The 26,551-nt window shown below is 64.3% G+C and carries 20 protein-coding genes; 5 read left to right on the top strand and 15 right to left on the bottom strand.

Annotated features, from left to right (window positions below):
• Positions 1-13: 13 nt before the first annotated feature.
• The 10 genes from B4M43_RS02290 to B4M43_RS02245 form a co-directional block, all read right to left on the bottom strand.
• On the bottom strand, positions 14-223 hold the full coding sequence (locus B4M43_RS02290) for a formate dehydrogenase subunit delta (protein ID WP_296263797.1): 210 nt from the start codon (positions 221-223) through the stop codon (positions 14-16).
• Complete coding sequence (fdhF, locus tag B4M43_RS02285) at positions 220-3,105, bottom strand: formate dehydrogenase subunit alpha (RefSeq protein ID WP_296263795.1); 2,886 nt, start codon at positions 3,103-3,105, stop codon at positions 220-222. Before fdhF ends, B4M43_RS02290 begins: the two co-directional genes overlap by 4 nt.
• A complete protein-coding gene (locus tag B4M43_RS02280) occupies positions 3,102-4,652 on the bottom strand; it encodes a formate dehydrogenase beta subunit (RefSeq protein WP_296263792.1) in 1,551 nt (516 codons plus the stop codon). The genes fdhF and B4M43_RS02280 overlap by 4 nt, the downstream gene beginning before the upstream one ends.
• Positions 4,649-5,131, bottom strand: coding sequence for a formate dehydrogenase subunit gamma (locus B4M43_RS02275; protein WP_296263791.1), 483 nt, complete (start codon positions 5,129-5,131; stop codon positions 4,649-4,651). Before B4M43_RS02275 ends, B4M43_RS02280 begins: the two co-directional genes overlap by 4 nt.
• A gap of 300 nt (positions 5,132-5,431) precedes the next feature.
• Positions 5,432-6,127: a hypothetical protein gene (locus tag B4M43_RS02270; RefSeq protein ID WP_296263789.1), complete on the bottom strand. Its 696-nt coding sequence runs from the start codon at positions 6,125-6,127 to the stop codon at positions 5,432-5,434.
• Between the two features lie 73 nt (positions 6,128-6,200).
• Positions 6,201-6,959, bottom strand: coding sequence for an SDR family NAD(P)-dependent oxidoreductase (locus tag B4M43_RS02265; RefSeq protein ID WP_296263786.1), 759 nt, complete (start codon positions 6,957-6,959; stop codon positions 6,201-6,203).
• Between the two features lie 55 nt (positions 6,960-7,014).
• Positions 7,015-8,412: a dihydrolipoyl dehydrogenase gene (lpdA, locus tag B4M43_RS02260; RefSeq protein ID WP_296263783.1), complete on the bottom strand. Its 1,398-nt coding sequence runs from the start codon at positions 8,410-8,412 to the stop codon at positions 7,015-7,017.
• 9 nt (positions 8,413-8,421) lie between these two features.
• Positions 8,422-9,993 carry a 2-oxo acid dehydrogenase subunit E2 gene (locus tag B4M43_RS02255; protein WP_296263781.1) on the bottom strand — a complete coding sequence of 524 codons (1,572 nt, stop codon included), beginning with the start codon at positions 9,991-9,993 and terminating at the stop codon, positions 8,422-8,424.
• A 2-nt stretch (positions 9,994-9,995) separates the two neighbouring features.
• Positions 9,996-11,015 (bottom strand): alpha-ketoacid dehydrogenase subunit beta, encoded by a 1,020-nt coding sequence (locus tag B4M43_RS02250; RefSeq protein ID WP_296263779.1) that lies wholly within the window; start codon positions 11,013-11,015, stop codon positions 9,996-9,998.
• Between the two features lie 11 nt (positions 11,016-11,026).
• Entirely contained in the window at positions 11,027-11,986 is a 960-nt protein-coding gene (locus tag B4M43_RS02245) for a thiamine pyrophosphate-dependent dehydrogenase E1 component subunit alpha (RefSeq protein ID WP_296263778.1), read from the bottom strand.
• Positions 11,987-12,192: 206 nt separating this feature from the next.
• On the opposite strand from B4M43_RS02245, the gene B4M43_RS02240 reads away from it, so the two are divergent.
• Together B4M43_RS02240 and B4M43_RS02235 are read left to right on the top strand one after the other, a co-directional pair.
• Positions 12,193-14,901, top strand: coding sequence for a LuxR C-terminal-related transcriptional regulator (locus B4M43_RS02240; RefSeq protein WP_296263776.1), 2,709 nt, complete (start codon positions 12,193-12,195; stop codon positions 14,899-14,901).
• Positions 14,902-14,994: 93 nt separating this feature from the next.
• Positions 14,995-15,144 carry a hypothetical protein gene (locus B4M43_RS02235; protein WP_296263774.1) on the top strand — a complete coding sequence of 50 codons (150 nt, stop codon included), beginning with the start codon at positions 14,995-14,997 and terminating at the stop codon, positions 15,142-15,144.
• Positions 15,145-15,431: 287 nt separating this feature from the next.
• Here the strand turns inward: B4M43_RS02235 and B4M43_RS02230 are convergent, their stop codons facing one another.
• Positions 15,432-16,424, bottom strand: a complete 993-nt coding sequence (locus B4M43_RS02230; RefSeq protein WP_296263773.1) for an RHS repeat-associated core domain-containing protein — start codon at positions 16,422-16,424, stop codon at positions 15,432-15,434.
• Between the two features lie 841 nt (positions 16,425-17,265).
• On the opposite strand from B4M43_RS02230, the gene B4M43_RS02225 reads away from it, so the two are divergent.
• Positions 17,266-18,121, top strand: a protein-coding gene (locus B4M43_RS02225) for an IS5 family transposase (RefSeq protein WP_414707807.1) whose coding sequence is annotated in 2 segments (ribosomal slippage) — positions 17,266-17,616 and positions 17,618-18,121 — 855 coding nt in all. Because the reading frame shifts where the segments join, the coding sequence is not laid out codon by codon here.
• Here the strand turns inward: B4M43_RS02225 and B4M43_RS02220 are convergent.
• Together B4M43_RS02220 and B4M43_RS02215 are read right to left on the bottom strand one after the other, a co-directional pair.
• Positions 18,118-18,612, bottom strand: coding sequence for a DUF2247 family protein (locus B4M43_RS02220; RefSeq protein WP_296263769.1), 495 nt, complete (start codon positions 18,610-18,612; stop codon positions 18,118-18,120). The genes B4M43_RS02225 and B4M43_RS02220 overlap by 4 nt on opposite strands.
• Before the next feature lie 8 nt (positions 18,613-18,620).
• Positions 18,621-22,109 carry a DUF637 domain-containing protein gene (locus B4M43_RS02215; RefSeq protein ID WP_349681644.1) on the bottom strand — a complete coding sequence of 1,163 codons (3,489 nt, stop codon included), beginning with the start codon at positions 22,107-22,109 and terminating at the stop codon, positions 18,621-18,623.
• A gap of 207 nt (positions 22,110-22,316) precedes the next feature.
• Between B4M43_RS02215 and B4M43_RS02210 the strand changes: the two genes are divergently transcribed.
• On the top strand, positions 22,317-22,568 hold the full coding sequence (locus B4M43_RS02210; protein ID WP_296263767.1) for a hypothetical protein: 252 nt from the start codon (positions 22,317-22,319) through the stop codon (positions 22,566-22,568).
• 47 nt (positions 22,569-22,615) lie between these two features.
• Here B4M43_RS02210 and B4M43_RS02205 read toward each other — a convergent pair whose 3' ends face one another.
• On the bottom strand, positions 22,616-23,557 hold the full coding sequence (locus B4M43_RS02205) for a LysR family transcriptional regulator (RefSeq protein WP_296263765.1): 942 nt from the start codon (positions 23,555-23,557) through the stop codon (positions 22,616-22,618).
• Between the two features lie 119 nt (positions 23,558-23,676).
• Here B4M43_RS02205 and B4M43_RS02200 point away from each other — a divergent pair, with 119 nt between their 5' ends.
• Positions 23,677-24,924, top strand: coding sequence for an FAD-dependent monooxygenase (locus B4M43_RS02200; RefSeq protein ID WP_296263762.1), 1,248 nt, complete (start codon positions 23,677-23,679; stop codon positions 24,922-24,924).
• A gap of 159 nt (positions 24,925-25,083) precedes the next feature.
• Here B4M43_RS02200 and B4M43_RS02195 read toward each other — a convergent pair whose 3' ends face one another.
• Positions 25,084-26,466 (bottom strand): PLP-dependent aminotransferase family protein, encoded by a 1,383-nt coding sequence (locus B4M43_RS02195; protein WP_296263760.1) that lies wholly within the window; start codon positions 26,464-26,466, stop codon positions 25,084-25,086.
• Positions 26,467-26,551 lie beyond the last annotated feature (85 nt).

The raw sequence follows: 26,551 nt of genomic DNA, 5'->3' as shown, positions 1-26,551 counted from the left end.
ACGGCCTTGCGCCTCAGACCTGCAAGGCCCTGACCACCAACGGGTCGAGCCTTTGCGCAGCCTCCCCCTGCGCCTTCTCGTCCAATTGCTTGAGCATCGCCGGCGTCCAGAAACTGTGCAGGTGCTGGCGCAGCCCCTGCACGGCCAATTGGCGGTCCGGCTCGCTATCGAAGTAGTGGGCGATGTGGTTGGCCATCTTGACCAGGTTGTCGTCGTTTCTCATCGGCGTACCTCGGCATTTTCGGTGGTGTCACGCTGGCGCCGTTCCTTGAGCAGGCGGCGCTGTTCGTCGCTGAAGTGCTGGTAGCGCTTCTGCCATTCCGAAGGATGAAAGACCTTCGCCACCTCCACCGCCGTGACCTTGTATTCCGGACAGTTGGTGGCCCAGTCGGAGTTGTCGGTGGTGATCACGTTGGCCCCGGATTCGGGGAAGTGGAAGGTGGTGTACACCACCCCCGGCGCGACCCGCTGGCTGACCCGCGCGCGCAGCACGGTCTGCCCGGAGCGGCTGCCGATGCCGACCCAGTCGCCATCGTCGATGCCGCGGCTCTCGGCGTCGCTCGGGTGGATCTCCAGACGGTCCTCGGCGTGCCAGGCGTTGTTGCCGGTGCGCCGGGTCTGCGCGCCGACGTTGTACTGGCTGAGGATGCGCCCGGTGGTCAGCAGCAGCGGGTAGCGGCTATTGACCTTCTCGTCGGTGGGCACGTAGCCAGTCAGCATGAAACGCCCCTGGCCGCGCACGAACTGCTCGATGTGCATGGTCGGCGTGCCGTCCGGCGCGTTGTCGTTGCAGGGCCATTGCAGGCTGCCGCGGCGCTCCAGTTCGGCATAGCTGACCCGATGGAAGCTAGGCGTCAGGCGGGCGATCTCGTCCATGATCTCGGACGGATGGCGGTAGTCCATCTTGTAGCCCAGGGCGTTGGCCAGGGCCATGGTGCCTTCCCAGTCGGCCTTGCCGGCCATCGGTTCCATCACCTTGCGCACCCGCGAAATGCGCCGTTCGGCGTTGGTGAAGGTGCCGTCCTTTTCCAGGAACGAGCTGCCCGGCAGGAACACGTGGGCGAACTTGGCGGTTTCGTTGAGGAAGATGTCCTGCACGATCACGCATTCCATGGCGGTCAGCGCCGCCGTGACGTGCTGGGTGTTGGGGTCGCTCTGGGCGATGTCTTCGCCCTGGCAGTACAGCGCCTTGAAGTTGCCGTCCAGCGCGGCCTCGAACATGTTGGGGATGCGCAGGCCGGGATCGGGCTGCAAGGTCACGCCCCAAGCCTGTTCGAACTGGCTGCGCACCGCTTCGTTGGAGATGTGCCGATATCCCGGCAGCTCATGGGGGAACGAGCCCATGTCGCAGGAGCCCTGCACATTGTTCTGCCCGCGCAGCGGGTTCACCCCCACCCCTTCGCGGCCGATGTTGCCGGTGGCCATGGCCAGGTTGGCGATGCCCATCACCGCCGTGCTGCCCTGGCTGTGTTCAGTCACCCCCAGGCCGTAGTAGATCGCGGCGTTGCCGCCGGTGGCGTAGAGCCGCGCGGCCTCGCGGATCTGTTCGGGCGGTACGCCACAGAGCGGGCCGAGTAGTTCCGGAGCGTGTTCGGGCAGGCTGACGAAATCGCGCCAGCGCCCGAAGGCTTCGGTCTCGCAGCGCGCATCGACGAAGGCTTGGTCGAGCAGGCCTTCGGTGACGATGACGTGGGCCAGCGCATTGAGCATGGCCACGTTGGTGCCGGGGCGCAGTTGCAGGTGCAGCTCGGCGCGGGCGTGGGGCGAGTCGACCAGGTCGATGCGCCGCGGGTCGATGACGATCAAGCGCGCACCCTGGCGCAGGCGACGCTTCAACTGCGAGCCGAACACCGGGTGGGCGTCGGTGGGGTTGGCGCCGATCACCAGGATCACATCGGCTTTCATCACCGAGTCGAAGCTCTGCGTGCCGGCCGACTCGCCCAGGGTCTGTTTCAGGCCGTAGCCGGTCGGCGAATGGCACACCCGGGCGCAGGTGTCGACGTTGTTGTTGCCGAACGCGGTGCGCACCAGTTTCTGCACCAGGTAGGCTTCTTCGTTGGTGCAACGGCTGGAGGTGATGCCGCCGATCGAGTCGCGCCCGTACTTGAGCTGGATGCGGCGCAGCTCGCTGGCGGCGTAGGTCACCGCCTCGTCCCAGCTGACTTCCTGCCAAGGGTCTTGCAGGCTTTTGCGGATCATCGGTTTGGTGATGCGGTCCGGGTGCGTGGCATAGCCCCAGGCGAAGCGGCCCTTGACGCAGGCATGGCCATGGTTGGCGCCGCCCTGCTTGTCGGGGACCATGCGCACCAGCTGATCGCCTTTCATTTCGGCGCGGAATGAGCACCCGACACCGCAATAGGCGCAGGTGGTGATCACCGCGCGCTCGGGTTGGCCGAGCTGCACCAGGCTCTTCTCGGTCAGGGTAGCGGTCGGGCAGGCCTGCACGCAGGCGCCGCACGACACGCATTCGGAGGTCAGGAAGTCGTCGCCGCCGGCCGCCGCCACACGGGAATCGAAGCCGCGCCCGGTGATGGTCAGGGCGAAGGTGCCCTGGATGTCCTCGCAGGCGCGCACGCAGCGGCTACAGACGATGCACTTGCTCGGCTCGTAGTCGAAATACGGGTTGGAGACGTCCTTGGCTTCGCTGAGGTGGTTCTCACCGCTGTAGCCGTAGCGCACCTCGCGCAGCCCCACCTGCCCCGCCACGGTCTGCAGTTCGCAGTTGCCGTTGGCCGAGCAGGTCAGGCAATCGAGCGGATGGTCGGAAATGTACAGTTCCATGACGTTGCGACGCAGGTCGGCCAGGCGCGGGGTCTGCGTGCGCACCACCATGCCCTCGACCACCGGGGTGGTGCAGGAAGCCGGATAACCGCGCATGCCTTCGACTTCGACCATGCACATGCGGCACGAACCGAAGGCTTCCAGGCTGTCAGTGGCGCACAGTTTGGGAATGGTGGTGCCCATCAGGGCAGCGGCGCGCATTACCGAGGTGCCGGCCGGCACGCTGATGCTGCGCCCGTCGATGACCAGGCTGACCTGCACGTCGGTGAGGCGCGCCGGCGTGCCGAGGTCGACGTCGTTGGCGGGATCGAAATACTGGATCATTGCACAGCCTCCTGAGGGGCCAGACCGAAGTCGGCGGGGAAGTGCTTGAGCGCGCTGGCGACCGGGTAGGCGGTCATGCCGCCCATGGCGCACAGCGAGCCGTACTGCATCGTGTCGCACAGGTCGCGCAGCAGGTTGGCCTGGTCTTCGCGGTAGGCGGCGTCGGTGCTGGCGATCAACCGATCGACCACCTCCATGCCACGGGTCGAGCCGATCCGGCACGGCGTGCACTTGCCGCACGATTCTTCGGCACAGAACGCCAGGGCGAAGCGGGCCATGCCGGCGAGGTTCAGGGTGTCGTCGGCGACCACCACGCCGCCGTGGCCGAGCATCGCGCCGATGGCGGCGAACGCTTCGTAGTCCAACGGCGTGTCGAAGTGCTCCGGCGGCACCCAGGCGCCCAACGGGCCGCCGACCTGCACGGCCTTCAGCGGTCGGCCGCTGGCGGTGCCGCCGCCGTAGCCTTCGACCAGCTCGCGCAGGGTCAGGCCGAAGGCGCGCTCCACCAGCCCGCCGTGGCGGACGTTGCCGGCGAGCTGGAACGGCAAGGTGCCCATCGAGCGGCCGACGCCGAAGTCACGGTAGTACGGCGCGCCGCGGGCCAGGATGGTCGGCACCGAGGCCAGGGTCAGCACGTTATGAACCAGGGTCGGCTGGCCGAACAGGCCTTGCAGCGCCGGCAGCGGCGGCTTGGCGCGGACGATGCCGCGCTTGCCTTCCAACGACTCCAGCAGCGCGGTTTCCTCGCCGCAGATGTAGGCGCCCGCCCCGACCCGCACGTCCAGGTCGAAGGCGACGCCACGGCCGGTGCTGTCCAGATAGCCCGCCTCACGGGCGAGGATCACCGCCTCGTTGAGCGCCTGCACGGCATCGGGGTATTCCGAACGCACATAGATGTAGCCCTTGCTGGCCCCGACGGCGAGGCCGGCGATGAGCATGCCTTCGATCAACAGGAACGGGTCGCCCTCCATCAGCATGCGGTCGGCGAAGGTGCCCGAGTCGCCTTCGTCGGCGTTGCAGACGATGTACTTCTGTTCGGCGCGTGCCTCACGCACGGTGCGCCACTTGATGCCGGCAGGGAACGCCGCACCGCCACGGCCACGCAGGCCGGAGTCGAGCACCTGGGCCACCACCTCTTCGCCAGGCATCAGGGCCGCCTTGGACAACCCTTCGAAACCGCCATGGGCGCGGTAGTCGTCCAGGGACAGCGGCCGGGTGATGCCAGCGCGGGCGAACAGCAGACGCTGCTGCGTCTTCAGGTAGGGCATGTCTTCGACCGGGCCCAGGGCCAAGGGATGCTCGGCCGCATGGCCCGTCAACGCATCGAGCAGGCTGGCGGCATCAGCGGCGCCGACCGGGCCGAAACCCAGGCGGCCCTGGTCGCTGTCGACCTCCACCAGCGGTTCGAGCCAGTACAGTCCGCGCGAGCTGGTGCGCTGGACGGTCAGCGGAAACTGACGGCGCTCGGCCTCACGGCTCAGCGCCTCGGCCAGGGCGTCGGCGCCGACGGCACGGGCCAGCGAGTCACAGGGAATGAACAGCTTCATGCCGTCACCTCCGTCAGGCAGCCGTCGACCAGTTCGCGCACGCGCTCGGGGGTCAGGCGTGCATGCACCTGGCCGTCCAGTTCCAGAGCCGGCGAGCAGGCGCAGGCACCCAGGCAGTACACCGGCCGCAGGCTCAGCGCGCCATCGGCCGTGGTGCCGTGGTCGTCCACGCCCAGCTGCTCGCGCACTTGCGCGGCCAGCGTCTCGGCGCCGCGGCTGCGGCACGACTCGGCCTGGCACAGGCGCAAGGTATGGCGGGCGGGCGGTGTGGTACGAAAGTCGTGGTAGAAGCTGATCACGCCACGCACCTCGGCCAGGCTCAGGTTGAGCGCATGGGCGATGGCGGGCACGGCGTCGTCGGGGACATACCCCACGCCGTTCTGGATGGCGTGAAGGATGGGCAAGAGAGCACCTGGGGTGTGGCGTTCACGTTCCAGGATGCGGTGGATCAGGGGCAGGTGGTGCAATTGATCAGGCATACAGCAAACCTCGGCAACCCAGGCGCTGTCATCCTCCGATGGCCAAGCGCCTAGCGGTGTTCAGCTGCGGCGTCCGGCCCCGTCACGGTGGCGTGGGTCACGGTCGCCCTCCTTGCCGACGGCCGGCGTCTTCACGCGCCCAGTCCGACGGCATCCTGAAAGCATGGCACTTTTTTGAACTTTCGGTAGTTCGCGCGCGACAAGCCTTGCGCTGAAAGCGACCCTGTCCAGGGCGATGTCTCAAGCCTGTGTAGGAGAAAGGCTCACCCTGCGCAGAGCGGCCTGGGATCGCATGCGGCATCAGTAGAAGTCGTAGTAGAACGCCCACTCGCCCGACTGCGGGTGCCTCCAGAACAGCAGGCTGCCACTGTCGACCACATTCAGGTTGATCTTGGCGTCGGAAGACACCTGGAACACGAACTCGAAGCCCTCCTGCGGCTCGACACCGGCTTGGCAGAACGACGGGAAGCCGCCGAACTTGTGCTCGTAGCAGTGGGTGGTGAGGTCGTAATAGCTTTCGATCTCGCCCGCACGCATCCGCGCCAGGACTTCGCGCTCCAGCTCCAGCGGCACGCCGCCGCCATCCCATAGCGGGCAATCACGCTCGACCGGGTGGGGCTTGACGGGAAAGGCCTTGAGCGGTGAATCGGGGACAGGCAGCGCCTTGCGCACCAGCGTGTCGTGCTCGCCATACTCGCGGATCAGCCAGTTGTCGCCCATGGGTTCGAAAGGTTCGGGAAAGCGTCGCGACATGAACAGCGTCAGTACCCGCACCCCGTCGAGCGAAGGCGTGGGCGGTATCAGGCTGGGCAGGTGGAATTGGGCGATGGGCAACATGGGCTGGCCGGCGGCGTCCAGAGGCAGGTCTTCGTCGGGCGCGAAGAGATACACACGGCCCAGCCAGCTCTCGTCGACGCCCTCGGTAGGGCGAAAGCCACCGGCCACCAGCCGTGTGGCAGGGCGGCCAAGGCGCTGTTTAAGGGTGTCGATGTCCATGGCGACGCTCCAGTGCGAAGGGGCGCCCAGGGTGCCCCGGCCGGCCCCGCAATGCAACGCCCCCACTCGCCGCTCAGGACACCTTGGGCTGGCCGTCCGAGGCCGTCACGCCGCCGTCCACCGGTAGATTGACGCCGTTGACGAAGCTGGCGTCGTCGCTGGCCAGAAAGGCGATCGCCGCAGCCACTTCGCTCGGCAAGGCTTCGCGCTGCAAGGGAATGCGTTCGTTGAACCTGTCGCGGATCGACTGCTCCCAGCTCCAGGTCATGGCGGTGCGGGTCAGGCTCGGGCACACCGCATTGGCGCGTACGCCCTGGGCGCCATGGTCGAGCGCCAGTGCGCGGGTGTAGTTGACCACCGCACCCTTGCTGGCGCAGTAGAAGGCCGCGCCCCAGTCCCCGCCCAGACCCGACACCGAAGCCGTGCTGACGATGTTGCCGCGGCGCTCGATCAAGTGCGGCAGGGCCAACTTGCTGCAGAAGATCACCCCGTCGATGTTAACCGAAGCGATCTTGCGCCAGTCGGCCTCGCTGGTCTCAAGCGTGGTGCCAGGGATGTGCACGCCCGCGTTGTTGACCAGCACGTCCAGCCCGCCGAAGCGCGCCACGGTGGCCTCGACCATCCGTTGCACCGACGCCAGGTCCGAGACGTCCACCTGCACGGCCAGGACGCGCTCGGCCGGCAGCTCGGCGGCTACGGCCTGGGCTTTGGCCAGGTTCCAGTCGGCCAGCACCACTTGGGCGCCCTCTTCGGCGAAGCGTCGCGCCGTGGCTTCGCCAATGCCGGCGGCGGCGCCGGTGATCAGTACCACTTTGTCGTGAAATCGAAGCATCGCGGTGTCCTTGTGCGAACGAAGGGGCACGGCGCCCGCTGGCGCCGTACGGGGGTCAATGGTGCAAGGCCCGGCCACTGGCGGCCAGGACCGCCTCGTGCATGGCCTCGCTCAAGGTCGGGTGGGCGAACACCACCTGGCCCAGGGCCTGTTCGGTGGCTTCCAGCGCGTGAGCAATGCCGAAGCCCTGGATCTGCTCGGTTACTTCCGGGCCGACCATGTGCGCGCCGAGCAGCTCGCCGCTGTCGGCATCGAAGATGGTCTTCACGAAACCCTGCGCCTCGCCCATCGCCAGGGCCTTGCCATTGGCCTGATAGTCGAAGCGCCCGATTTTCAGCGACCTGCCGGTGGCCCGCGCCGCCGCCTCGGTCAGGCCCAGGCTGGCGACCTGTGGCCGGGCGTAGGTGCAGCCGGGCACGAAGGCCTTGTCGAGCGGATGCACGCCGGCCACACCGGCCAGCTTCTCCACGCACAGCACCCCTTCGTGGCTGGCCTTGTGCGCCAGGCACGGCGCGCCGGCGACGTCACCGATGGCGTAGAGGCCGGCCACGTTGGTGCGGCACCAGGCGTCGGTCTTAACGAAGCCGCGCTCGATCTCCACCCCCAGAGCCTCGAGGCCGAGGTCTTCGCGGTTGGCCTGGATACCCGCAGCGAGCAGCACGCGCTCGACGCTGATGCGCTCTTCGCGGCCATCGGCCAGGCGTACGCTGCAGTGCGCCTGCTCGCCTTCGCTGTGCACGGCGCCGACGCTCGCCTGGGTCAACACCCGAATACCACGCCGGGCGAACTCGCGCCGGACCAGGGCGGCCACCTCCTGGTCTTCGGCGGGCAGGATCTGCCCCGCCAGCTCCACCAGGGTCACGGCGCTGCCGAGGTCGGCATAGAGGCTGGCGAACTCCACACCGATCGCGCCGGAACCGACCACCAACAGCGAGGCCGGCACCTGCTGCGGCACCAGCGCCTCGAAATAGCTCCAGATCCGCTCGCCGTCGGGTACCAGGCCCGGCAGCGGCCGCGGGCGGGCACCGGTGGCGAGGATGACGTGCTTGGCCCGCAACGCCTGCTCGCCTTCGGCCAAGGTCACGCTGACCTGCCCCTTGCCGGTCAGCCGGGCGCGCCCTTCGAACAGCGTCACCCCGTTCTTCTTCAGCAGATGGGCGATCCCGCCCGTGAGGGTGGTGGATACCTGGCGGCTGTGCGCGACCAGGGTGCGGATGTCGAACTGCACGTTGTCGGCGCTGAAGCCGAAGGTGTCGAGGTGGCGCAGGGTATGCGCCACTTCGGCGCCCTTGAGCATGGCCTTGGTAGGGATGCAGCCCCAGTTCAGACAAATCCCGCCCAGATGCTGCTTTTCCACCAGCGCGGTGCGCAGGCCCAGTTGCGCTGCGCGGATCGCCGCCACATAGCCACCGGGCCCGCCGCCGACGATCAGTACATCGAATGTGTCGTGCATGGTGGCCTCCTAGACCAGCATCAGGGTGGGATTTTCCACCCGTTGCTTGAGCGCTTTGAGGAAGGCCGCGCCCAGCGCCCCGTCGATCACCCGGTGGTCACAGGACAGGGTCACGCTCATCTGCATGCGCACCGCCGGTTGCCCCTCGTGCACCACCACCCGTTGTTCGCCCGCGCCGATGGCGAGGATCGCGCCTTGCGGCGGGTTGATGATGGCGTCGAAACGGCGCACGCCCAGCATGCCCAGGTTGGACAGGCTGAAGGTGCCGCCCTGGAACTGCTCGGGCTTGAGCATGCCGGCCTTGGCCTGGGTAGCCAGGGCGAGCATTTCGGCCGACACCTCGGCCAGGCACTTGCGGTTGGCCTGGCGCACGATGGGCGTGATCAGACCGCCGTCCAGCGCCACCGCGACGGCGATGTCGGCATCGGCGTAGCGGCGGATCTCCTGGCGCTCGGCGTCGTACTGCACGTTGACCCCAGGCACCTCAATCAGCGCCTGGGCGCAGGCCTTGATCAGCAGGTCGTTGACCGACAGCTTGACCGCCGGCACTGCGGCGTTGATCTCGGTGCGCAGCGCCAGCAACCGCTCCATGTCGAAATCGGCATGCAGGCGGAAGTGCGGCGCTTCGCGCTTGGAAGCCTGCAAGCGCGCCGCGATGGCCTTGCGCATGCCGTTCATGGGCAGGGTGTCGAAGGCTTCCGGCTTGCTGGCAGGCTGCGCGGCGCTGCTCGGCGACGGCGCGACGGTGCTGCGTTGTGCCTGCACGTCGGCCTTGCACACCCGACCACGGCTGCCGGTGGCGCGGCAATCGTGCAGGTTGATGCCCCACTGCTGGGCCAGACGCCGGGCCAGAGGCGTGGCGGCGACCTGGCTGTCGTCGGCACGCGAGGCTGCCGGCTGCGCGGCCTTGTGCACGGGCGCACGGCGGGCGACCTGGCCGCCGGCGGCGCGCACGGCGGTCTCGATGTCGGCGACGCTGACCCGAGCGCCCCGGCCCGAACCCGGCACCTGACCCAGGTCGAGGCCGAGCTCGGCGGCCAGCTTGAGGGCATGGGGCGTGGCGAAGGCATCCTGCGCACTGACTCCGCGTAAGGCCTGGGGGATCTGCCAGTCGGCTTCGCCAGGGGCGGACGTCGGCTGCGCTCGGGCGGCGGCAGGGGCGGGCCGAGACAGATCGTTGCCTTGGACGTGCTTGCCCGCCTGCGCGTCCGCATGCGCTGCCGTCGCCTCCGGCGCTGTGGACGGTGGCGCGGCAGGCGCGGACGGCGCCGCGTCGGCCACGGCCGGTGCACCACTCCGCTGGGCCAAATAAGCATCGATCTCGGCCTCGCTGACCGAAGCCTCGGCCACCACGCCCAGCACGCCGCCGACCGCGATGGTGTCGCCCGGCTGTGCCACCTTGCGCCGCAACACCCCGGCGAACGGCACTTGCAGCACATTGGCGATCTTGCTGGTTTCGATTTCGCACACTTCCTGCTGCTCGGCGAAGGCAGCGCCTTCCTCGATCAGCCAGCTGGTCAGCGTGCCCTCCTCCATCGACAGCCCCCATTTGGGCACTTCGATCGCGCGGATCTCACTCATGCTCAGCCCTCCATCACAGTGCGAATGGCGGCTTCGATGCGTTGCGCGCTGGGAATCCAGGCCTGCTCCAGCACCGGCGAGAACGGCACGGGGGTGTGCGGCGGGGTGACCATGACGATCGGCGCTTTGAGGTGGTAGAACGCCTGGGAGGCGATCAATGCCGCCACGTCGTGGGCAAAGCCGATGCGCGCGGCCGACTCGTCGACGATCACCACGCGCCCGGTGGAGGCCACCGATTCGAGAATGCCCTCTTCGTCCAGCGGCGACACGGTACGCGGGTCGACCACTTCCACCGAAATGCCTTCGGCGGCGAGCTTGTCCGCCACTTCGTTGGCCTTGTGCACCATCGCCGCCAGGGCGATGACGGTGACATCGGTGCCTTGGCGGGTGTAGTTGGCCACGCCGAAGGGAATGGTGTAGCTGTGTTCGGGCACTTCGCCCTTGAGGTCGTAGAGGAGCTTGTGCTCGCAGAACACCACCGGGTCGTCGTCGCGGATCGCCTGGATCAGCAGACCTTTTACGTCGTAGGGGTTGGACGGCACCACCACCTTGAGCCCCGGCGTGGTGGCGAAGATGTTGTAGGGCGACTGCGAATGCTGGGCAGCGGCGGAAAAGCCGGCGCCGATCATGCCGCGCACCACTAGGGGCGCCTTGGCCTTGCCGCCGAACATGTAGCGGAATTTGGCCGCCTGGTTGTAGAGCATGTCGTGGCAGACGCCGAAAAAGTCCATGAACATCAGCTCGGCCACCGGGCGCAGGCCGGTCACCGCCGCACCGGCGGCCATGCCGATGATCGCCGATTCGGTGATCGGCGTGTCGATCACCCGCGACGAGCCGAACTCGCTCCACAGGCCTTTGGTCACGCCGAGCACACCGCCAAAGGCTTCGCCTTTGCTGCCCACCTCGGCGGTGCCGGCCTGGCCGCCGCAGACGTCTTCGCCGATCACCACCACACGGGGGTCGAGTTGCATTTCCTGGGCCAGGGCTTCCTTGACCGCTTCACGATAAGTACGCATTGCCATGGTGCAGCTCCTCAGTAGGCGACGTAGACGTCGGTCAGCAGGTTGTCGACCGAGGGGTACTCGGCGGCGCGGGCCTTGGTCACGGCGTCGTCGACCTGGGCCTGGACCTCGTCGTCGATGGCGCGCAGCTCCTCGGCGCTCAGCTGATCGCCTACGCGTTGGATGAAGTGCTGCAAGGGGTCATGCTCACGGCGCAGGCGTTCCACTTCGCCGTCGGCGCGATAGAGCATCGGGTCGCCTTCGAAATGGCCGTGCCAGCGATGGGCCACGGCTTCGATGGCACTCGGCCCTTCGCCGTTGCGGGCGCGCTCCACAGCGTGGGCGGCGGCCTCGTAGACGGCGAAGAAGTCGGTGCCGTCGACCTTCACCGCCGGCATGCCGAAGCCTGCCGCGCGGCTGGCGATGTCGCGCCCGCCCACGGCGTAGTCGTGCCCGGTGGCCTCGCCGAAGCCGTTGTTCTCAAACACGAACACGGCGGGCAGCTTGAGCACCACGGCCATGTTCATGGCTTCGAACACCAGGCCCTGGTTGGAGCCGCCGTCGCCGGTGAACGACACCGCCACGTTGCGCGTGCCCAGGGTCTTGGCCGTGAGCGCCGCGCCGATGGCCAGGGGCGGCGCACCGCCGACGATGGCGTTGGCGCCGAGCATGCCCTTGCTCAGGTCGGCGATGTGCATCGAGCCGCCCTTGCCGCGGCACAGCCCGGAAGCCTTGCCGAAGATCTCGGCCATCATGCCGTGCAGGTCGCAGCCTTTGGCGATGCAGTGGCCGTGCCCGCGGTGGGTCGAGCCGATGTAGTCGGCATCGGTGAGGTTCTCGCACACGCCCACCGCGATGGCTTCTTCGCCGCTGTAGAGGTGGATGAAGCCGGGGATGTCGCCGGTGGTGTTCTCGTGGTGCAGGCGCTCTTCGAACACGCGGATCTCGCGCATCTTGCGGTAGGCCTGGAGCAGTTGGGCCTTGCTAAGCATGGCTCGCCCTCATCTGTGTTGTTGTTAGAAAGGATCGGTCCGGATCAGCCGGCCGACGACAGGGTTGGCCTACGGTAGGAAACTCTGCCCAAGCCCATAACCACCCGGTTGGGGGGGAGGCAAACACCCCCCGCGCGGATTACCCTTGCCAAACGCGTGTCTACAACAACAATGATCGCCACCCGACCGCCGCAGGATGACCGTCGATGGATCACCTGATACCCCCTAGCGCCCCGGCCTACGGCCACAGCGTCCATAGCCTCGGCCAGGGCTTGCCGTTGATCGGCACCAAACTCGGCCCACCCCGCGCGGCCGGCACGCAACTGCTGCGCACGCGCCTGCTCGACAGCCTCGACCGCCTGCACCAGCGCACCTTGGCGCTGGTCTGTGGCGGCGCCGGCTTCGGCAAGACGACCTTGCTCAGCCAATGGCGCCAGTGCCTGCTCGACCAGGGCCACGCAGTGGCCTGGCTGAGCCTGGACGAACAGGACGACGACCCCACCTACTTCCGCCGCTACCTGCTGGCCGCCCTGGGCAGCGTCGAGCCCAGCCTGAACGCGCCCGATGGCACCGCGAGCGCGGCGACCGAAGGCTTCATGCGTACCCTGATCAACCACCTGGGACAGCGTCGGAACCCTCTGTACCTGGTGCTGGACGACGCCCACCTGGTTCGCCATCCGGCCATCGAGCACGACCTGCTCGAACTGGTGCTGCACGCCCCTGCCTGCCTGCACCTGGCGCTCGGCAGCCGTACGGCCAGCGCTTTGCCGCTGAGCCGCCTGCGCGCCCGCCAGCAGCTGGTCGAGATCGACGCCGACCAGTTGCGCTTCACCCTCGAGGAGGCCGAGCGCTATTTCGCCCGCGCCACCGAACTGCGCCTGGACACGGCCGAACTGCAACGCCTGCTGCACCTGACCGAAGGCTGGATCACCGGCCTCCAGATGGCTTCCCTGTCCACCGCTGCCAGTGCCGCCTCCGGTGAGCGCTGGGCGCACCTGGTGCGGGGTTCACGGATGATCGGCAGCTACCTGCAAGACGTGGTGCTGGCACCGCTGCCGGCCGAGGTGCGTGATTTCCTTATGCAGACCTCGCTCCTCAACCGCTTCACCCCTGACTTGTGCAATGCGCTGACCGGGCGCGACGACGGCGAGCGGATGCTGGCCTTCATCGAACGGCACAACCTGTTCATGTCGTGCCTGGATGGCCAGGGCCAGTGGTTTCGCTACCACGCGCTGTTCGCCGAGACTCTGCAACAGCGGCTGGCCAGCAGCGGCCTCGACGTCGCGCAGCTGCACCAGCGCGCCAGCAACTGGCTGGCGGCCCATCAGCACTGGGCCGAGGCCATCCGCCATGCCTTGGCCGCCGGCCAGTCGGGCAACCCCACCGGTTGTGCCGACAAAGGCGCGCAGTCGCTGGCCGAGGAAGGCGACGTCGACACTCTGGTGCGCTGGCTGCAAGCCTTGCCCCCCAGTGCCTTGGCGGCACCGGACGAACAACGCATCGACCTGCAACTGAACCTGAGCTGGGCGCTGGCCCACCGCTTCCGTTTCGCAGAAGCCGAACGGCTGCTGCTGGACCTGGCACCCCTGTTGACCAGCCCAGGCCTCAACCCGCGCCTGCTGGTCAAGCACCAGGTCATCTGCGCCATCAATGCCTCGTTCGCGGAACGCCTGAGTGTCGGCCTGGCCCAGGTCGAACCGCTGCTGGCCCAGGTGCCGTGCGGCGACCGTTGGGTCGATGGGCTGGTGTGCAACATCCTCAGCTACGGCTACCTGGTGCGTGGGCGCTACGCTGATGCGCAAGCGGTGCAGCGGCACATGCCCTGCCCGAGCAGCCCGGCGGACAACCTGTTCGTCAGCGTCTACCGGGCATTCATCCTTGGCTTGACCCACGTGCGCCAAGGCGACCTCGAGGGTGGCGAGCATCACTATCGCCAGGCCCTGAGCCACGCCGAACACCTCACCGGCGCACAGTCCAGCGGCAGCGCCACCCTCACCGCCCTGCTCGCCGAGCTGTGGTACGAACGCGGCGATTGGCAGACGCTGGCCCGCGAGCTGCAACCGCGGCTGCATCGGATCGATGCCATCGCGCCCCTGGACGCGCTGTTCAGCGCCTACCGCGCCCTCGCCCGCTGCGCCCTGGAAACGGGCGACCCCGGCCAGGCCATGCGCCTGCTGGAGCACGCCCAGCAATTGGCCACCCTGCGCCGCTGGCCACGCCTGCAGGGCCTGCTGCTGGCCGAACAGGTGCGGCTACAGGTGCTGGCCAACGCGCCTGCCCAGGCCCGGCAGCTGTGCCAGCAACTGACGCGCCTGAGCGCTGAGCACCCGAGCGATACCGACGCTCATCACGCCCTCGAGCGATGCCGGCGAATCGGCCACGCCTGGCTGCTCACCGCCGAGGGGCAGCACGCCGAAGCCGCGCAGCGCTGGGCGGAGCAGGCCGAGGACGACGAACGGGCCGGCCAGACCCTGGAAAGCCTGCGCGCCCGTACGCAGGGGGCGACCAACCTGTGGTGCAGCGGCCAGGCCAAGCGCGCGGCCGAAGTGATGCTCCCCGTGTTGGAGGTGGGCCAGCGGCGAGGCTTGCAGCGGACGCTGCTGGATGCCGGCCCTGCAGTGGTGCCTCTGCTGGAGCGGTGCGCCACGCTCGGCGCCTCGGTCAAGACGTACGCCCAGCAGGTGTTGCAGAGCGTGCCCGAGGCGTCGCCGGGGGCAGCCTTGAATCTCAGCGAACGGGAAAGCCAGACATTGCAGTTGGTCGCCCGGGGGCAGTCGAACAAGGAGATCGCGCGCAGCCTGGACATCTCGAGCGAGACAGTGAAATGGCACCTGAAGAATGTGTACGCCAAGCTTGAGGTGACTAGCCGGATACAGGCGTTGCATCGGGCGCGGGCGTTGAGTTTGCTGGATTGAAGGGGATGGCTGATTGTGCGGTGCGCCCTTGCCTATTGTTGCAAGTCGAGCGCTGGGTTCGGCGAAAGCCGCACCGTTGTCAGTCAGGACGGTGTGGATCTTGAAAAAAAAAGTCTGCACGACCTGGCGCACAAACTCAGCGACATTACGCTGGGTAGCGGCGTCGAAGAACGCGGCGTAGGTGAACTTCATAACGCGATCAACCGTCACGAACAGGTGCTGCTTGCCGGTCTCAAGACGTAGCTCCGAGCATCGGTGTGCAGATAGCCTATCGCTGTATTGTCGAATTTACCGCGCTTGGCTGACCCCGTGTCGCACCAGGCAGTGGTGCAAGGCGCTGCGGGTCAGGATGCACCATGACTTTCTGGGACTGAATACTTAGGCTCTGTACGAAAAGCCTTGATATTCGGTGATGCTGCGTTGAAAACAGCCCCGGAATGCTCACTTACAACCCGTAAACTCCGCCTCCATGGACCGGGCAAGCCTACATTAAGGGCTTGCCCTTGCAGTGACGGAGGATTCAGGTTGTTTTAAGTCTGACGAATCAGTGCTGTGATTTCTGAAGGAAGTCCATCAGTGTCCATCTCTTTTAGCTTGCCGATAAATGCATCTATATTCGGAGAGCTCTGGGCAGCCATAGCAGCTCTGACATAGGCCGGCCCTTGCTTAAGCACCGCAATAACCGCAGGGTCGTTGATATTATTGAAGTTCATTGTGTTAGCGATCTTCAGGCCTGCTTTAGGCAATGCGAGCGCCGCGCGCGCAGCTAATGTTAAGTGGCTTGTCACGTTAGGCGTATTTGCCGCCGGATGACGAAGAGTATTGAAGATTTCCATCCGAGCGTTGAAAGCCATTTGTCTAAAATTCGCGCGAATCGAAAGAGCAGCTGCCGACGCTGAAGTAGCCACCAATGAATTGGCTGTGTTTGTAGTTATACTAGCCGCTGCAGCCAAGCCTGCCCCAACCGCAATACCACCTGTAACCTGCGCCACTCGACTACCGGTAAAAAGTGCTGCCCCCCACGAAAACGCTCCGGCCATCGTTGATAAAAGCATGGCCGCCGCTTTAAATAATATGAATCTCCCCGAGGGATCAATATAATTTATCGGATCGCCACTGCCATACGCATATGCATTGATGCCACCTTTGCCAAATGGGCTCAGCCCGTCTGGGCTTAAGAATACGTGCCGGTGCAAACCTCGATGACCATTGCCGAGCATATAGTAGTGGGTAAAATATTCTTGCAATTCTCCATTGAAACCCAAGAGATCGCGCTTGCCACATATTAATGATCGAAGTCCGTAAAGTGTATAGCTATAGGCCCGACGAACATTTTTCTCATCCACTGCTAAAATGCTACCACCGTTATCAGTTGCCAGCGCCCCTATGTCCCCAGCATCTTTTTGCGCCAGAAGTTGACGCTGAACTCTAAATACCGAGTAAACCTCTGAATCTCCCAACTCTGTTGAAAAATGAGGCCCCTGATAAAATCTATGTTTCACAATTTTTTCTTTCTTGGGCATAGCCCCCCCTTGGACACCGCCACAATCTGAACGCCATTACAAAGAAGCTTATCGCCTCTACCCAAGCCACGCACCTGATAAAAATACCAGGGACATATAATCCGTAATCACCTGACCGACCGTTCAGGGTCAAGTGCCTAGGGATTCCGTTAAAAACTTCATTCATGTCAGCATCCATAAGACCTCTGACACTTCTAACTGCTCATATCATCAGCAAGAACACGATCCATTGCGTCCCTGCGCGCCGCCGAAACCCCATCGTCATAGTCTTTTCAAACGCTGGCAGCTTGACGCTGCGCGGTTCGACAGGCCCTATATGAGGCCCCTACCTAATGATTCTGAGTCGCAACCTGGCGACGCATCCACGTTAAGAAAGTAACGGAGGGCGAGTTTTCGATTCGACACTTTCGACGCTTGGAGGTCGGCTCGAATTTGAGGCGGAGTTTAGGTTAACCATGGATACGTACTTCCATAATCCTGATGTTCGGTAGTTAAGGATGCACCTTGGATGTTCTGAGGATTGAATAATTCATCCATTCGTGAACTGACTTTTGGCCGTGCCCTATAGCCTCAAAAATTTACGTAAGACGTAGAGCCACCTAACACTTAACCGTCTAATCAACAGCTGAAAAAAAATGCTTATCTAGACCGACAGAAGGAAATTCACCCCACTCGGCGGCGCTGATGTTCGTGGCTGTCGACGCCCTCTTGGCTGCCGATGTACAGGTCGCGACCGGCGTCCAGCCTAGGCTCTGTACGAAATTCGTAGAAACCCAGTTATCGCCCCGCGCCCCCAATGATTTTGTACATTCCCCGGCCATCAACGGAAAGGAATCCTGTGATGGCAAAGCGGTACGAAATCTCGAATGAGGCCTGGGATGCGGTCTCCGATCTTTTCATCGAAACCCGTAGGCGTGGCCGGCCTCGAGTAAGTGACCGCCTGATGCTCGATGGCGTGCTTTGGATACTGTGTTCCGGCGCTGCTTGGCGTGACATGCCGGAGCGTTTCGGCCCCTGGTCGACCGTGTATCAACGGTTTCGGGACTGGCGAAACAACGGGGCACTCGATCGGATGCTCAAGCGCTTGCACCTGAAGCTGAACGAGCAAGGTTTGATTGATCTGCAGACCTGGATGATCGACTCGACCGCAGTGCGTGCCACTCGGGCCTCGTCAGGTGCTCGAAAAAAAGGAATCTGACGATCCTGCCGATCACGCTCTAGGCCGCAGTCGAGGTGGCCTGACGACCAAGATCCACATGCTCTGCGACGCCAACGGGGTACCGTTGCGTTTCCTCCTTTCTGGCGGTCAAGCCAGTGATATCAGCTATGCACAGCCGCTGCTCGATGGTGTCAGCATACCTTCCGCCCAGCGCGGGCGACCTCGTAAACGCTGCAAGTGGCTGCTCGCCGACAAAGGCTATGACGCAGAGGCACTGCGCCAATACTGCGACCGCTGCCGCATACAGCCTGTTATTGCAATGCGCTCGATGAAGCGCAAGCCTAAGCCAGGCTTGTCCAGGTTGTTCGACCGGCCCAAGTATCGACAACGCAATGTCATCGAGCGCATGTTCGGCTGGCTGAAAGAGAATCGCCGACTGGTGAGGCGCTTCGACAAGCTTGCAAAAAGTTGTGCATCGATGGTCTCGCTGGCTCGCGCCATGCTGTGTCCACGACGCCTTGTTTCGTACAGTGCCTAGCCCGATCGATTACTCCGAAGCTCTCTACCATAGACATCCAAAATATTAGAGAGCTTTACCAATAGTTGATCGTCGCCCTGCAAAGAAGAATCTTCTGCCGGCATATATCGAACAGCTGGCGCTATAAAATCCGGGTAATCAAAATCTGCGTACAGCTCCTCAATAACAGCTAAAGGATCTTGGAATTTATCTTTATTTACAAAAACCCATAGAAAAACTAAGTACACCCACACCCTCTCTGAACCCACCTCCCCACTTAGCTCCCTGCCTGCCAGACAGCTCACAGATTCCTGAACATGGAATTCATCCTCACCCTCTAGGCAGGCCAAAGTGTAATGCTCTGCAGAAGACTCACTAGACAGCTTTCTAACAGTATATTCAACAACTTCTTTCGCCGTCATAAAATCATTTTTCAACCCATACTCGATATCCTTCCAACTTAACCAAGGAGCTTCTGCAAAACAGAAGCCTCCATCTAATTTTATATGCATATGCCCTCTTATTTCGGTAGCCGCGATGGAACCTGGTTAGGCGTCCCTGTGATTCTTCCGGCAGGAATGAACCTTTGATGCGTTAACTCTCCCTTTGAATTTACAAGCCATTCAAATATTCCTAATTTGCCATCCACTTCGCCTTCCATCTGAGTGAGGTTGTATGTTTTACCATCCCCTCCACGAATGGTAAAGAACCTCCCCTTCTCCGGAATCTGCTCAGTGACATAACTCGGGGCACGATGAAGAGGATCGTCTTTCAGGGCACTACCGATAGGTTGTGCATTTTTAATTTCTTGTGCACTATAACCCGCTCTCAGCTTTTCAAATAAGGCAGCGTTTGACGCAGGACCTCTGCCTTCTATCTCGGAAGCGGATGCAACATCAGATAGCGCTTTCTCCCCAGCCTCGGCTCTTGCTCGAATTACCCGCTTAGCCAACAACGCACGCAATACAGCCCCTGTCCCTGTCATCGCCAGCGCGATGTCCAAGTCGATCGTTACATCTTGTACCCCTCCAGAGACCACAGCCGAAACGCGGTCCACCAGATCTTTCATCTCTTCAGGGCTGCTGGAAACCTGTCCAATTTCATGCAGATAAATGGCAGCATTTTTATCGCCAAACTGTCGCTTCCAGGCCTCGGGTACTACCTCGACATCGCCAGCCCAACTATTACCTGTGGCCTGCGTCCACTTCGAATCGGTATTGAACAGCCCATGGTCGAGCGCCTGTTTTCCCGTGGCCTGGAATGCCTTGACCTCAGCTCCGTTCGCCGTAATGGGGCTGCCGTCTTTCCATGTCAGTACCGTATTTTGCGCAGCTAATTTATCAATGCTTTGCTGGGCCGCCTGCAGATTCTCTACGAAATGCAGACCTTCGGGGCTGGCTGGATCATACATTCCAATGAGGGCATTCAGCCGTGCTAGCTCGGTCTGGTCCACCTGCGCGTTGGCCGCCAGCAGCAACAAGTCTTCCCAAGAGACATCCGTCCCAGGTTTGCCCAACCGCTTCTGCAAATCCCCCGCTTCTGCGGATAGCGCCTTCTTTTCCGCATCGTGCAGCAAGCGGTTATAAGAAGTCGCACTCCCCGCCACCCATGATCCGGTCTGCAGATCCTTTACTTCACCGCCTGCCGCCGCCGCCGTCAACACACCGAGGATCTGCGAGTTCATCACCAGCAGCCGATCCTTTTCATCCCCTTGCAGTTGGGTGTACTGATCGGCAAGCCTTCCTACCACTGCTTCGTTCACACCTGCCGACAAGGCACCGATCCGGAAGTCTCCGCCAGCCGCTTCGGCGGCAAGCCCACCCATGAGGGCGTGCAGAACGGTTTTGGGTAATCCTCCATTTTCGAAATCGAGCTTGTTTTCTGCGCTTATATCGCCCACCCAGTTGAAGCCTGCGGCTGCAAAGGTGTTCGCCAAGCTGTTGCGTAACGCATCGCTAAACGAGCTGTCTCCTCCGAGCGCCCGGTCGAGTACGGCCGACGTACCGTTTTGCAGCACTTGATTTCCTGCGAATCGACCTAGGCCACCTACGCTGGACAACCCACCCTGCGCCAGCACGGTGGTGGTGTTGGCAGTCACCCCAGCCGTACCGGCAGCAGTTGTGCCTTGAGTCTCGGTACCTGTCCATCCATCGAACAGCCCTGTCGTCAGCCCGGCCGTTACACCCGCCACGGCATAGCCGCGCAGCGCATCCTTGGAGGTCACGTCCTTGAGCACCAGGCTCAGGTTGCCTCTGTTGTTGATTGTGCTGATGGCCGCGTTGCTGGTCATGCCCACCGCGCCGGCTGTAACCGCAGCGTTGGCCCAGCCGATACCTTGCAAGGAAGCACCGGCACCTGCGGCCCAAATGCCACCTGCACTGGTCGCGGCCGCAGAGGCCCCGGCCGTCGTGGCCCCACCGGCCACCAGGGTGCTCGCCGCTCCAGCGGTGAAGTACGTGATGATGATCGCGATAACGATCTGTGCCCCAGCGCCAAGGCCGGAGTGGCTGTATTTGAAGGAGTCGTGTACCTCCTTCACTTGCCGCCAGTCCACGTCCCCGCGCTGCTCGGCGTCCTTCAGCCATGCCAACCGAGGGTCGGCCTCGACCATCGCATCGATGCTCTGGCTGACGGTCTGCTGATTGACCTGCCGGACATCGACCTTCAGGCCATCCACTGCCCGCACGAGCATGTCGCCGTTAGCCGAAAGCTGACTCTGACGCAGGATTTCGTCGGTGTTGCCCTTGCCCTTCATGCTGTTCCAGGCAAGATCGCCTTTGCTTTTTTCGTGACTCTCCTGCCGCAGATCCTTCACCGCCTCGAACGTCACGCTCCCACCGCTATCGAGCATCAGATCCGCCCCAGAGATCACCTTAGCGCCCTGATAAAGCTGATCCCCACCGCTCGCCAGCGTCAGGTCACCGCCGCTGCGCACCTCGCTGCCCATGGCCTGGACGTCGGTGACTTCATCGCGCCGGGTCTCTTTACTCCCCCAATTCCCCTTCTTTTTCATGTCGTACAGCGAGTACTGGCTGTCGTTCGCCGCCAGCAGTTCGAGCTTGTCGCCGGCCACCAGGTAAGCCTCACCCCCGGCGCTGGCCTGGCTTGCCACCAGGCGCAGGTCGCGGCCGGCATCAATGGCGAGGTCGCCACCGGCTTTCACCACGGCGGCCTGCTGCGCGACGTCGTCTTCCTGACGTTCGTACCGGGTCTGGCCTTTCTTGCCCTTGGCGTAGCTGTGGGTCTCGTTGGCCACCGCAGCCAAGGTCACGTCGCGGCCAGCCTGCAAGGCCAGGTCCCGGCGGGCCTCTACCTCGCTGGCGACGATGCTCAGGTCCTGGCCGGCGGTGGCGGCCAGGTTGCCGCCAGCGGTCACTTCGCTGGCGTACTGGGTGATGCGGGTGTCATGCCCGCTCACACGGCGGCGCTGGTATTCGTGGCTGTCGACGCCCTCCTGGCTGCCGATGTACAGGTCGCGACCGGCGTCCAGCCTGAGGTCGCCACCGGCCTTGAGCACGCCGCCCACGTTGCCGATGTCTTGCCCGGCGGTAATGGTCAGGGCGTTCGCCGCCTCGATGCGCGCGGCGCTGTCGACCAAGTCCTGGGTCACGTGCTCACCACGGGCACGGCCTTCGAGGCGGTTGACGCTGCGCTCGTTGATCACATCGCCGGTCAGCGCCGTCAGGCTCACGTCGCGCCCGGCGATGATGCCGCCCTGGGCATTGCGGATCGCTTCGGTGGCGAGCATCTCCACCCGGCCCCCGGCTTCGATCAGCCCGCTGTTGCGGATGTTGGCGGCACTAGCGGAGAGGTGGTTGGTGGCACGCAAGGTGCCGACGTTATTCAGCTCGCCGCCGGTGATCAGGTTGACGTCGCGGCCCTGGATCAACGCGCCGTTGGGCGCCAGGCGGCCTTTTGCGTGGGCCAGGTAGAGCACCGGGGCGAGCACGTTCTGGCCGTTGACCTCGACCTGCTCCATCCACACGATGTCGTGGGTCAGCGCGGCCACTTGCTGGGCGGCGTGCCTGCAGTAAGCTGCTGTTGGTCCAGCTATGGGCCTTGAGGCCTACAGAAACAGACAGAGCGTTTTAGCGCTGTACGGGGTCAATACGTGGAGAGGACAGCATCGCCTGTCCAGACGCCTTGACTCGATACGAGCCGAATACCCAGAACTATGACACGCTCCCCCTCAACACCTCATCTGCCGGGACTACCCATGAACCTCAACGAACAACTGGACACCCTGCGCATCGCCAAAGACCTGCGCACCCCCATCGAACGCTTGATGCGCGCCTTGGACGATGCCAACGACGCCGACGAGATCGCCCAGGAAGCGCAAATTCAGATCGAATTCGTGCAGGCCATGGAGGCCGCGAAGAAGATCCGCGGCCCACAGGTCGAAGCGCTCTACATCCTGTTCGACGATGCCGTGCAGGCACGGCTCGAGGAAAAATCGGCTGGGCGTTGATCCGTAGCGCTGGGTCGCCACTCGCAACCGAGCTTCGTCACCTCGGTCTAGACCGCGCCAGAAGGTTCAGGGCCAGTGCACGGGCCACCCGCTCCCGCCAACCGCAGCTGTATCAATTCCAGCAGCGCTCGGACCCGCCGGGTCACGGAATGGCGGTGGCTGTAGGCCCCCAGCAACTGCAACGGCGCAGGGCATAAGTCCAGCGTCACCTCCTGCAATCGGCCCGCAGCCAGATCCTCCTGGCAGGGATGGGCCGCCACGATCGCGAAACCGATGCCTTGCCGTGCGCCCGCCACGGCCAGTTCGCCGCTGTTGACGCGGTAGCGACTGCGCACCGGCACTTTGACGATCCGGCCGGAGGCATCAAGAAACTGCCAAGGTTGGCCCTTCAGCGCACTCAGGGTGGTGATGCAGGGCAAGGCCTTGAGTTCGCGCACATGCCGCGGTAGGCCGGTCTTGGCGAGCAACGAAGGCGCGGCCACCACGATGCTCGGCAATGTGGCGAGTTCGCGGGTGATGAACGTGCTGTCTTCCTGCTGCCCCCTGTGGAAGACGATGGACAGGTCGACATCCTCGCGCAGCGATTCCAACCCCGTCATGCGGGTATCGCACTCGAGCTCGATGCCAGGGTGCAGGCTGCAAAACTCGGCAAGGATGGGCGCCAGCAGCCTGGGCGCCTCCGTGGGCATGCACATTTTCAAAGGCCCGCGCAGTTCGCGCTGCGCCGCACCTAGCGCTTCCTGCGTGGACAGCAAAGCGTCGAGCAAAGGCTTGGCACGTTCGTAGAGCAGCCGACCGGCTTCGGTCATGCGCAAGTGGCGGGTGCTGCGTTCCAGCAGGCGCACGCCGAGTGTGCGCTCCAGGGCCGCGACGTGGCGGCTGACGTTGGAGGACGGCATGCCCAACAGCCGCGAGGCGCCGACAAAGCTCTGCTCGTCGACCACTGCCGCATAGACCCGCACCGTATTCAGATCGAGTGCATCGCGCATCGATTATCCCGTTTGAGGTATGAAAGCGTCCCATTCTTGCACGCTAGTGCTCAGTAACGGCGAAATCTAAGCTGCGGTTCCGTCCGATTCGGGGCGCACAGCCGTGCACGGAGCACGGCATGATCGAGGAGACAGTCCGCGTGGACAGTGCAATATTGGGCGGCGGCATAGCGGGCTTGAGCGCAGCGCTGGCCTTGCACCAGCAGGGTTACCGGCCACGGGTGTATGAACGGCGCACGGTGCCGGCGACCCTGGGTGCCGGCGTGACGCTTTGGCCCAATGCCAGCTTCGTGCTGGCGCAACTGGGGCTGCTGCACGACATCGAGCGCCTCGGCGGCCGTCCGCAGGCGATGCGTCGCCACGATGCGGCGGGCAACGCACTGGGCGGCCTGGACATCGGTCTGCTCGACCGCACCATGGGCTACCCCACCTACACCGTGCTGCGCAGGCACTTGCAGGCGGTGTTGCTCGACCATGCGGCCAGAGCAGGCATCGTCGTGGAATTCGGACGGCGGGCGACGGGCATCGAGCTGGACGATCACGGCAAAGCCATAGCCCATTTCGAACAAGGCGCCAGCATCCGCCCGGATATGCTCATCGGCGCCGATGGGCGCATGGCCTCCGTGGCGCGCAGGTTCGTCGCAGGGGACAACACCCCCGTTTACCAAGGCTTCGTGAATTGGGTCGGCGTGGCACAGGCGTCAATGGCGCTGGTGGAGGACATGTCGATCCAGGACTTCTGGGGCACGGGCGAGCGCTTTGGCTGCGTCGCGGTTCGCCCCGACCTGGTGTATTGGGCCGCAGCGCAGACACGGCCCTTGCAAGCGGCCACGCCCGCCGCCAGTGCGCGCAAGGAGCTCGAAAGCCTGTTCGCGCAGTGGCCGGAGCAGGTCTCGAAGGTCATCCGCGCGACCCCGGAGGAGGCCATCCGGTTGATTGCGGTACATGACCTGGAGCCACTGGACACCTGGAGCCGAGCGAACGTCCTGCTGATCGGCGACGCCGCGCATGCGCCTTTGCCGACGTCCGGACAAGGCGCCTGCCAGGCACTCGAGGATGCATGGCATCTGGCCCGGTGCCTGGAGAACAGCCAGGGAGGCTTGCAGGACGTCTTCGAAACCTTTGCCAACATCCGCGCGCCAAAAACCGCAAGGCTGGCCGAACAAGGCCGCGTCTTCGCACGCGGCCTGTTCGCCACGGACCCCGAAGCCTGTCGCCTGCGTAACGAAAGGGCCAAGGCGTCCGACCCTGTGCGCGACGTGCAGGCTTTGGCGGCCGGCTGGGCGCAGGGCCTGCCGATGCAGGATGTCGTTGGCAGCAAACCGGTAGAAAGCGGCAGCGTCGACAGCCTGTACCGCACCGAATGATGGCAATGCTCGAACGCCGATGAGGTTCGCTTCGTCGGCTTGGTGCCACATGCACTACCCGCCGCTTTGGATGCGACGGGCTGCATGGCCATGGGCGCCGTCGGCTCAGTCCGCCGCGTTGCGGTTCGACCTTCCAGCGAGCGTGGATTCGCTACGCGTTCAGGCGCGCAACGCCCGCTTCACCACCTCGAAGATCCTGCCATCTTCCGACTGGGCCACATTGAATCGCAGGAAATCCCCCGCCGTCATCGACTGGCTGAAGGCATTGCCCGGCGCCAATATCACGCCCTCTTCCAGGCACGCTTTGGCCAGCGTCGCGGCATCCCTGCCCGCAGGCAACTGGCACCACAGATACATGCCCGCCTGGGGCACCAACCAAGGTTCGATGCCGATGGCCTGAAGCCGCGCCAGGGTTTTCTGCCTGGCGTGGGCGAGCCTGAGGCGCACACCGTCCATGTGCTTTCGGTATCCGCCATCGGTGAGGGCGTGGTGGACGATGTCCGCCGCCAGCCGGCCGCCGCCGAAGGTGGTGGCGATCTTCAGGTCGACCAGGCTGTCGATCCACTCGCGGCGGGCCGCGATGTAGCCGCAGCGGATCGAGGCGGAAACGGTTTTGGAAAAGCTGCCTATCTGGATCACCCGGGACAGGCCGTCGAAGGCGGCCAGCCGCGGCGCGGGGGTGGTCTCGAAGTCGCCGAAGATGTCGTCTTCCACGATCACCAGATCGGACGCGTCGGCCAGTTTCAGCAGCCTGTGTGCGGTGACGGGAGAAAGACTGGCACCGGTCGGGTTGTGCAGGCCGGAATTGGTGATGTAGAGCCGCGGCGCATGCGCACCGAGGGCGGCGCCAAAGGCCTCGACGTCCGGCCCGGTTGGCGTGTACGGCACGCCCACGACCTTCACGCGGTGGGCTTTGAGCAGGGCGTGGAAGTTGAAGTAACACGGATCGTCGACCAGCACGGTGTCACCCGGCGCCAGCAGAAACCGGCAAATCAGGTCGATGGCGTGCGTGCCGGATTCGGTCAGCAGGATCTGCCCCGCCGCGGCTTCGATCCCCGTACCCGCCAGGCGCCGCGACAGGAACTGCCTGAGCGGCGGATGCCCGAGGGGCGAGGCATATTCGGCCAGCGTCGGCGCATCGGCGCGCGCCACGGCGCGCAGCGCCTTGCGCACACCCGCCTCGTACATCCAGGCGGCAGGCAACCAGCCGCACCCCGGTTTCAAGGCATCGCTGGAGGTTTCGAGCGACTGGCGCGAGATCCACAGCGGGTCGACGGCATGGTCGAGCTTGGGGCCGAGCTCGGTGAGCGCCAACGGCGCCACAGGCCCTGCGACGTAGAAACCCGAGCCTGGACGTGCGCTGAGCACGCCTTCGGCCATCAGCCGCTCATAGGCTTCGAGCACGGTCGAGACAGAGACCTGCAACGCCTGGGCCATGGCCCGCACCGAGGGCACTCTGGCGCCTGGGGTGTAGGTGCGGGAAGCGACTTTGGACTGGATTTCGCCCATGACCGCTTGAATGCGCGTGCCGCTACGTTTCATCGAATCCCCAACTGTCTTGGATGGATAGGCATAACAGTTCGGCCGAATTGTAACGGACTGTGCCTGGCCCTGGTAAGCCTGCCAG

This window comes from Pseudomonas sp. UBA6562, assembly GCF_002434265.1.
In the GTDB taxonomy this organism is placed as follows: Bacteria; Pseudomonadota; Gammaproteobacteria; order Pseudomonadales; family Pseudomonadaceae; genus Aquipseudomonas.
Note: the sequence above shows the minus strand (reverse complement) of the source record. Positions and strands in the feature narration are given on the sequence as shown.